Genomic DNA, 9,308 nt, shown 5'->3' on the forward strand with positions numbered 1-9,308 from the left:
AAGGGTGAAAATCACAATCAGGGGCTGCACAAAACTCTCAAACTGCGCTGACAGGATAAAGTAGAGTAACAATACCGCTACCAACAATATCCCGATCAATTCCTGAATGGTCTCTTTGTCCTTGAAATATTGCCCAAAGAAAGATACGCCAAGGTTTCGGTCTGCTGCCCATCTCGAAATTACCGAATTGGAGGAACTTGGATTATCCGATTCCAGCAAAACGGATTGATAGATCCCTCCTTTGTCTGCGGTGACAAATTTGTAATGGTTTTCATAATCAAAACGGATAAAATTATTCAGCGCATATTCATTGCCGTCTTTTCCTGCCAGATAATTGTTTCTCAAAATCTCTTCAAAATTGGCCCTTGTGGATTTTAACCTGATAGGCGTGATCTCACCAAACCGCTTGATATCTGTGATGGAATACATCCCAAACAGTCTTTTGACCTGTTCCTGAATATCAGTGGCACTAATACCATAGAGGGCAAGCTTACCGGCATCCAATCTGAAAATAACCGAGGCTTCCTTCTGCAAACCCGGTCCCCTTGAAAATTCATTGACCGGAAACTCTTCCAACCAAACATCCATCCTGCTTTCCTCAACGGGCTTTTTGGTTCCCAAGTCCTTCCACCTTACTTCATAATAGGGAATGTTTGACGCAAAGAGTTGGTCAAAGGCATTGGGGGCATCGGTGACTTCAATCTGTGCATTGGGAAAATTATTGATGACCAAAGACCTGAGCTTTTGCATTTGAGTGGTCTTATCTTCCTGGGTATCGAAGAGAAAATACAGACTCGCCTCCTGCAGTGAACTCTCCCCGTCAAAAAGGAGGAACTGCCTAACGCCTATATCACTTTCGGATTTGAGGTATGCACCTTCCAGGGCATTGAGCAAATCCATCACCCGGTCTTTGTTTTGTTCTACTCCTATGGGTTCGTTCCAGTCTATGGACACCACCGCATCAAACTTTTCAATCGGGGGAAGTCCCCTTGTTTCCAACAAATAAGCCAGCCCAAGTCCTAATGGTATCAGCACAAGGAATATCCCAAAGCTGAGTTTCCGCTGACTGAATATCTTTTTATACAATGATTTATACCCTCTCAAAATACCCAGAAAAAACCTACTGTCTTCATCAGTGACCGGCTTTTTTGCTTTTCTCCTAAAGAAAAAATGGTAGAGCATGGGAAGGAAAATAAATGCCACCATCAGGGAAACTCCCAATATCGCAGCAACAGAAACCGCCTGGTCAAAAAACAATGCCCCGGAAATACCACTAAGGAAAACCAAGGGAATAAATACCGCCAAGGTGGTCAACACTGAACTAATCAAAGCCGACATGACTTCATTTACCCCTTCCACACAGGCCTCAAATAGCGGAAGCCCTTCTTTTCTTTTCCTGGTGATGTTGTCTAATACAATGATCGAATTGTCAATCAACATCCCCAGACCCAATGCAAGTCCTGATAGGGAAATGACATTGATGGAAATATCAAAAAAGTAAAAAACCAAAAAGCTGATCAACAAAGAAGTCGGCAAGGAGATGCCGATAATTACCGGAGTCCGGTAATTTCCCATAAAGACAAATAGCACCCCAAAAGCAAACAATCCGCCAAACAACAAACTCGTCTGCAAGTTGCTTATACCTGCATTGAGCAGTACCGATTGGTCCTGGGTCAGTTCAAAATCCACCTGTGGATAATCTTCCCTGAAAATGTCAATCGCTTCATAAACCTTGGGAAGCAACTCGTTCATTTTGGCAGAGGCCTGTTTGTGGACAGTGATGACCAGGCCTTCCGTTTCACCAAAAAGATGGTAACCCAACACATCATTGATCTCATATTGGACATCAGCTACCCTTCCCAGATCGATGGTCACCCCCTCTTCGGAGGTAACCGGCAATTTCATGATGTCCGAGGGAGAATCAACCCGGGTGGCAAGTCTGAGGTAATACCTGAACTGACCGTCCTCCACACTGATTCCAGGAAGTTCCTCATTGCCGAATTTGATGGCATTGATGACATTCTCTTCGGACATGCCCAAAGCCCTGAGAGCCGATTTGTTGGGGCTGACAGTAATGATCCTGTCTTTTTTGCCATTGATATCGACCAGTGAAACTCCTTCCAATTGTTCCAGCCTTTTTTTCAATACATTCTCGGTCAGGAGACTGATCTCGGTAAAATCAAATCCTGCTTTTGGAACTACCTGTACCCGTACCACCGGGATATCATTGGTATTGATGCGGATGACCTGAGGGCGGCTGAGATCGGAAGGAAGCGAATTGGTCATCCGGTCAATCTTTTCATTGACATCGATATAGGCCAGTTCCATTTTGGTTCCAAAATCAAAGGTCAGGCGGATGGTTCCGACTTCAGACCCTGACTTGCTTTCCATGTCTTCCAGTCCGTTCAGGGTCATGAGACCTTCCCTTATGGGAGAAAGTACATTTTGTTCTATGGCTTCGGGTGAGGCATTGGGATAACTGACCTTGACCACTATCTGTGGGACATCGATGGGGGGCAGCAGGGAAATGGGCAAAGTCCTGAACACAATGACGGAAAACACCATCAGCGCCAAAAAAGTCATTAAAACAGCTATGGGTCTTGCCAATAAAAACCTTACCATCCCACTCAGTCTTTTACGATTTGAACAGGGACCTGATGGCCCAACTGCAGGTTGTTGGAAGTGATGACAGTCATCCCCGGTTCCAACCCATCCAAGATTTCCACTTCCTTACCGTTATCTTTGCCCACTTCCACATAATTCCATTTGGATTCGTCCTTTTCGATGGTAAACACCACCGGCCGCTGGGACCTGTATACCAAAGCCTCTTTGGGTACCACAATGCTGTTGTTCTGCGGGGCACGGATAATGGCACGGGCATTCATGCCGGGCAACAGGCCATTGGCTTTTGCAATAAGGATTCCGACCAGCACTAGACCGTTTTCATCCACTTTGGGATTGATGCTTTTTACAGATCCTGATATCCCTTCACCTCCTCCAACGGGAAATATTTCAGCTTTCTGGCCCAATGAGATCAGGTTGATGTCAGATTCGAGTACTTTGACTTTGAGTTCCAGTTGGTTGGTATTGATGATTTCAAAAAGCTCATCACCGGCATTGACCATGCTACCCCGCTTGACTTTCATGTCTGCTACCCTGCCCGAAGTCGGTGCTTTGATGATGGTTTTTTCCAGATCCAATTCCGCTTCTTTCAGGTCAATCTCTGCGACATATTGCCCGCTTTTTACCATCAGGTATTCTTCTATTTCCAGCTTGCGCAGATCAGTGGAGTCATTCAGGATGGTCGGGAAATTAAAAGCCTCGGACTGATAGGTCACAATGGCATTCTTCACTCCTATCTTTGCCTTTTCGAGTTTGATCAGGCTTTCTGTCTGATCCATCCGGGCAAGGATTTTTCCTCTTTCCACATAATCCCCTTCTTTGACGGTCAGTTCATCCAGGTAGCCGGATCTTTCGGCCACCACCATAATCTGATCCACTGCCTCCACCTTACCAGAAGCATTGATCAGGTAATCGAAAGTCTTTTTTTCGGCTTTGGCAGTGCGGACCGGAGTAGCGGCCACTTCCCCCCGGAAGGATTCAAGGGGCTGATCCTGACTGGCTGATTTTTCTTCCTTGCATGAAAAAACAATTGGCAAGAGGAACAGGGTAGTAAAAAACAAGCTTTTTAGATTCATTGTGGAAATATTTAGCTATTGGGAAGACAAGTAACTAAATAATTAGAATAATGCAAAAAGCAGAGTATTAAAAATTTTGAAAATTGAAAGAAGTTCCTGAATAAATTGAGAACTACCCGATTTTAAAACCCATCGATTTTGATAAAATTGACAACGAAGAAAATCCGGTCTAGTTGAAGTTTCATTTAGATAGATTTTTTTATTTTGAAAAAACATGTTGGATTCAGCTGGGCGAAGTAAAGAGGAGCTACAGTGCCTAGGTTTTTCGGCAGACGCAACTTAGTTTGATTGCGTAGTGTGCCATTTGTATCTTTTGAAGCAAAAACAATAAAAAAAACCGTCATATTCTAATTGTTTAAACGCAAGTATACCCCTCTAACTGGGTAAATTAAAAATTGCAAGAGTATATTTATCATTGGTGGTTAATCCATATAATTTTTTCATCTCTTCATCAACTACGAAAGATCTAATAGATTCATCAAGTTTATAAAAGTATTTAATGTCACCACTAAAATCAAAAACAAAAATATTGAAGGCATGCTCATTAGATAACCTAATTTCTTCTGGGGTTTTACCTGAATAAAGTACATAAATAAAATTGTCTGAAACATAAGCTTCAATATAATTGATTGGTTCTTTTCTATTTACAGACAACATCGGGCCATACATTGGGGAAGAAATGATATCAAAATCTGGTATACGATTATTTGGTCCATTTATTGAAACAATGGTTTCATTATTCTTATCTAATATTTTAATAAAATCTCTATTCACACCAACTTGAACGTATATATTCTTATCAACATTACTTCTCAAAACTCCGCTATGTAAACTTTCAATAAGAAAGCTATTGAGATTTTTATGACTAAAAACTTCCGACCACATTCCATATCCATTAATTTTTTTTCCAGTTGAATCAAACTCTACAAAAATGTTATTGTCATTAATAGAACGACCAACAATTGTACCATTTAAAGACCATGAAAGTTCGTAACCATTTACTAAATCTTCTTTTTGTTTAATCTGCTTTATTGGCTTATTTGAGAAAGTATTTAATGAAAATTCTGAAAAAACCTTGTTTTGCCCACTAAATACCCAAAAGGTGTTTTCATTTAAACCAGAACTTAAATTCCATGTGTCTGATAATTCTTCCGGGCCAAATCCGAAATTTCCAAGGGCCCTATTGTAAACAAGATTATCTAAGCTTATTAAGTGAATAGGATTCTGATTTTCATTTAAAAAACGTTCTCCTATAATCAAGAAATTGTTTTTAATAATTATGTTTTCTGCAAATAAAATATCCTCAAATTTATACTTAAGACTAGTTAAATATTCTTCTTCAATATCTTCAAGCATAAAAAATATATCAGTCTCAGGAAAAAACCCATTAACTTCATTATTCTTACAAGCTACAAAAGTGATTAGCAACAAAACAAAATATTTGACAATTATTTTTTTCAAGATTTTAATGTTAAAGAGAATTATTATTATTCGAAATCCCGCCAGTATTAAATAAGTTAAATCAAAGATTGTCGGTCTACAAGTTTTGGACAAAAATATCTTCCTTTGAGATTATAACAAAACTCGTCAAGTTAGATCTGTACCATCCTTCCACTTAATCTTATGAACAATTTAAGATTTAATTTGCCCTCCTCGGTTCCAGTGATTTCTCTGACATGTTCATCAATGCAATCACTCATATCTGAGAAAGTGGAGTTATTATCTTTTTGTATAGATCCTTTATTTTTAACATCTGAAATATCTGCAGTTTTTTTCAAGTTTACCGTAATCGAAATCTTCCAAATCGGTTTATTCGACAATAATAACCATTTTAGTTAACTTTTGGCTCAGTGCGACACGTATAAAATTTTATGTTACCTCACTGATGAAATCTTTACTGGCAAAAACCCACAAATTCTACCACATCCTCAATCTCTCATATATCGTTCAATTTGCACATACAACCCTGTTTTAGGGTCAATTATAAAAGCAGGTTATATCGATTATTCCTGATAGTCTTGGAAGTTCAGAAGCACTGAATCTCATCTAAATTGCAGATATGAATGTATCGCAAGCATCCAGACCAGAGCCAATAAATTACTGCCATCAATCACTGTCTGCTCTTGAATTTCGTGCGAAATTCAGAGGTAAAACACTCGAAAACTTTCTAGCTTTTAATCAAATAAGCGCTATTCTAATTACATTATATAAATTCACTTTTTTGATTAGCTAATAATGGTTTCAACTTATTCCAAGAAGATGATTTATTTCAAGTACCGTTTTTCAATAAAGGCTTAATTTTGCTTAAAATTTATTCACAAAACCACTCCTACTGAATTGGCCAACAGCTATTATGCCAATAAGAATGTCTAATATACCCTCCAGGCCAAACACAGTTAGAATAAGGATCATATATACATATATCCTCACAAATTATTTGGGCTACTGCTGAAGTGTCTTTCCCATTTAATGGGGCTAAACAGATGATTGCAAATACCACAAGAACTTTTGCAACTTTTAATTTTAAATATTTCATAATAATCTATTTAAATGAACAATACATATTCCTTTTCTTCGTATATCTTAAGTAATATTCTTCTGAATTTTTTATATTTTAAACATTAATGCAACTATTGCACTTTTCCGCACTGAAATTGACTTGGAAATCATCCAAAAAGCAAAGAGAAAAAGAAAGTAAGGCTTAGTTTAAACCCTACTTTCCAATTCCGAAGGAATTTTCCAAGAAGCCCTTTGTAAATTGAGGAACTAAACCTAACCTAGTTTTTTGTACTATTGGTGGTTTCCTTCATCACAACTATGAGGATTGCAGCCCGCTCCCCAACCTGTACATTCAGTATAATAACGTTGACCCCCAAAGCACAATCTTGCTTCAGGCATTTTTAGAAAATTACTCGCATTCGCTTGATTCGTTGTTTCAAAACTAAAGAATCCTGTGGTTAATAATGAAATTAGTACTGCGGTAATCAAAATAAACCTTTTCATAAAATTTGATTTAGATGTTAATTGTAATTTATTTTCAGAAAAAAGAATCAAAATTTGTGTTTAAAATTTTGATGTATAATAGGATTATAGAATTATTTCAACTTCATTTTCACTAGTACAGGTGTATCCATGTCCCCTTTTGATTTTTGAATTTGAATCATGGTATGTTTGTGTTTCTCCAGAATCGGTTCTTCCGATAATTCCATTAGATTGTACATGGATATAATAAAATAAATGGAATCGCCCTCCACAGCCATTGGTCCAGACATCAATCCAGATAATTTACACTCTTTTGTTATAAATGTCTGTTTGGTTTCTTTATCAAATACCCCGATTCTATAATCAACAACTTTCTGGGAAGAGGGCCTTTTCCTTTGATTCCACCCAAAAAAAAGATGGCCTTCCGATTCTTCAAAAAAACGTGTCGGAAAGGATATTTTCCCTGAGGCGACTTCCTGAAAGTATTCATTTAACTGGTGCTTCTTTTCCCCTGGCCACATGTGATCTCTACTTTGGAATTGGTACTTTGGATATGCTTCATTACCTTTAATCTCAAAAATCACACTGTTGGCAGGCTCTTGATACAAAAATCCTCCCGAATGACTCCTGGTTATATGACCTGAGATGTTTTTCAGGCCAATCGGAAAAACCCCTTGTGGAAATGGAAACATTGTTTGTATTCTTTTGCCGGAATTATCGATCAACTCAAAATTGGAAAAGTCTTCATTGAAATAGGTGATGGACATACCTAAATTCCGATCCTGATTGATTGACAACATATCCGATTGGTTTTTCAACCTGATTTTCCTTTTGAAATTCCCCTCCAAATCGAAGAAGGAAATTGACCTCTCCTCTATGCTCAGCAAAATCAATTCTTTCTCTTTCCTATCAAGCGTAAAATCTGCTATGTCAGGAGTTTCTTCAGGGCCACTTCCAAACTCCCCGATTTTTACCATTGGCCTCCCGTCACCAGAAAACCTCAACAGGGTTCCAAAAACTTTGTCCAATAAAAAGAAATTATCCTCCATAACTTGAAGCCGATATATATCAACAAGGAAATTTTCTTTGTCAATTTCCAGTGGAACAATCTGATTGATTTCAAAAAGATTTTCCACGTTTATATCTTTTTCAACAAATATTGTAAACTCGGGTTTTTGATCGAAACCTTCAATAGCCGTGTTATCTATTTGTTTGGAATTGCAGCCATAAGACAACATCAAAAGGCCCAAACATATTTTCCATAAGAAAAAAGACGCATTAAAATCAGACACTCCTTCTTTGATTATTAACATGGATAATCTTAAAATAATAAGAAAAAAATAATAAATATTTTAATTTTTCAATTAATTATTATCTTACATTGTACAGTAATGCATCCCATTCCAGCAGCACTACAATCAGTCGCATACATTAGTGATTCTGGACAATATCTTGGTTCAGGCATTTGCCAATTACTAGATTGGGCATTAACTCCATTGTCTAAATTGGAAAGTGAAAGCATAATTGTTACGAAAAAACAAATCATGGCAAAAATTTTAAAGATACTTTTCATAGGTTTTTTTTTAAATTTAATTAAGACTTTTGATAAAAGTGAATTTCTAATTATGCAACTAATATAACCCACTCCATTATTAAAAAGCAAGTTTTCTCTAAAATATTTTTCATAATGGTAAATAAAACATGTGCCATGTCTAAAAAATTGACACTTATCATGTATGATTCCATTATCGAATGGGCTAAAATATATGCATATAAAACTAACAGAAGTTTATCAACCATTGTTGAAAACTACCTTAATACTTTGTTACAGAAAAGAATGATTTTGAAATTGAAGAAAATATCTCAAGACTTTCAGGCAAAATCCACCTCCCGTAAAATTTTGATGAAAACAAAGGACTTAGTCAATATCTGGAAAAAAGCATTTTTAATAAGCGTAATCACTTCAAAGCAACCAAACCACTCTCCAAATTGATTTCCAAAAACAAATCAGAATAATCAGGTTTATCAATTTCAATTACAATCGGAGTTTCATAGAGTCTCAATCGGATATCTTCGGGTTTATCATCCTGATAATGCTCCATTAAAGAGGCTACCGAATCCTCATCGGGAACTTCCAATTTGACCTTGACTATACCATCCTGAACCATTTTGATTGCTTCCGCAGCGCCCTTTGATAGGTCAATAATCCTTCTCGAATTCTGTGGCAACCTGTCATTGACCCTTACCCAAACTACTTTCCCGTTTTTCAGATTGGTCACTTTTAGCAGGGTGCCAAATGGGAGATTCTTATGGGCAGCAGTCATTTCAGTCATATTAAAAATCTCTCCGTTGGCTGTTTTACGGAGATGGAATTTTGTTCCATAATAACTGGCAACACCCTCTTGGATTTTCAAGGTCTCATCTGAAGATGGTCTTTCATCTCCGGCCGAAACCATTAAAGGACTGATGATCAAGAAGAAAAGTAAGGTAAAGTATTTCATATTCATTTTCGCCTTTTTGCAAATAATGTGCCAATTGTTGTCTTTAGCACTTTGCGCATTTGGAACGGAATGACTAAGCTTTTAACTTTAATCAAAATTAAAAACCTGTGCATGTCATAAAAAACAT

At 37.5% G+C, this 9,308-nt stretch carries 7 protein-coding genes; 1 reads left to right on the top strand and 6 read right to left on the bottom strand.

Annotation, left to right across the window (positions count from 1 at the left end; translation table 11 throughout):
- The 5 genes from ACEW8U_RS11310 to ACEW8U_RS11330 all read right to left on the bottom strand — a co-directional run.
- The coding region (locus ACEW8U_RS11310; RefSeq protein WP_373522151.1) for an efflux RND transporter permease subunit at window positions 1-2,622 on the bottom strand (2,622 nt) is incomplete at its 3' end.
- 5 nt (window positions 2,623-2,627) lie between these two features.
- A complete protein-coding gene (locus ACEW8U_RS11315) occupies window positions 2,628-3,698 on the bottom strand; it encodes an efflux RND transporter periplasmic adaptor subunit (RefSeq protein WP_373522152.1) in 1,071 nt (356 codons plus the stop codon).
- Window positions 3,699-4,073: 375 nt separating this feature from the next.
- Window positions 4,074-5,159 (bottom strand): BF3164 family lipoprotein, encoded by a 1,086-nt coding sequence (locus ACEW8U_RS11320; RefSeq protein ID WP_373522153.1) that lies wholly within the window; start codon window positions 5,157-5,159, stop codon window positions 4,074-4,076.
- Between the two features lie 131 nt (window positions 5,160-5,290).
- The gene (locus tag ACEW8U_RS11325; RefSeq protein ID WP_373522154.1) at window positions 5,291-5,476 is read right to left on the bottom strand and encodes a hypothetical protein; all 186 of its coding nucleotides are present in this window, start codon (window positions 5,474-5,476) and stop codon (window positions 5,291-5,293) included.
- Window positions 5,477-6,793: 1,317 nt separating this feature from the next.
- Entirely contained in the window at window positions 6,794-7,993 is a 1,200-nt protein-coding gene (locus ACEW8U_RS11330) for a 6-bladed beta-propeller (RefSeq protein ID WP_373522155.1), read from the bottom strand.
- A 395-nt stretch (window positions 7,994-8,388) separates the two neighbouring features.
- Between ACEW8U_RS11330 and ACEW8U_RS11335 the strand changes: the two genes are divergently transcribed.
- A complete protein-coding gene (locus ACEW8U_RS11335; RefSeq protein ID WP_373522157.1) occupies window positions 8,389-8,673 on the top strand; it encodes a DUF6364 family protein in 285 nt (94 codons plus the stop codon).
- Here the strand turns inward: ACEW8U_RS11335 and ACEW8U_RS11340 are convergent.
- The gene (locus ACEW8U_RS11340; RefSeq protein ID WP_373522156.1) at window positions 8,639-9,187 is read right to left on the bottom strand and encodes a septal ring lytic transglycosylase RlpA family protein; all 549 of its coding nucleotides are present in this window, start codon (window positions 9,185-9,187) and stop codon (window positions 8,639-8,641) included. The genes ACEW8U_RS11335 and ACEW8U_RS11340 overlap by 35 nt on opposite strands.
- Between the last annotated feature and the right edge of the window lie 121 nt (window positions 9,188-9,308).

Source organism: Aquiflexum sp. (genome assembly GCF_041751335.1).
In the GTDB taxonomy this organism is placed as follows: domain Bacteria; phylum Bacteroidota; class Bacteroidia; order Cytophagales; family Cyclobacteriaceae; genus Aquiflexum.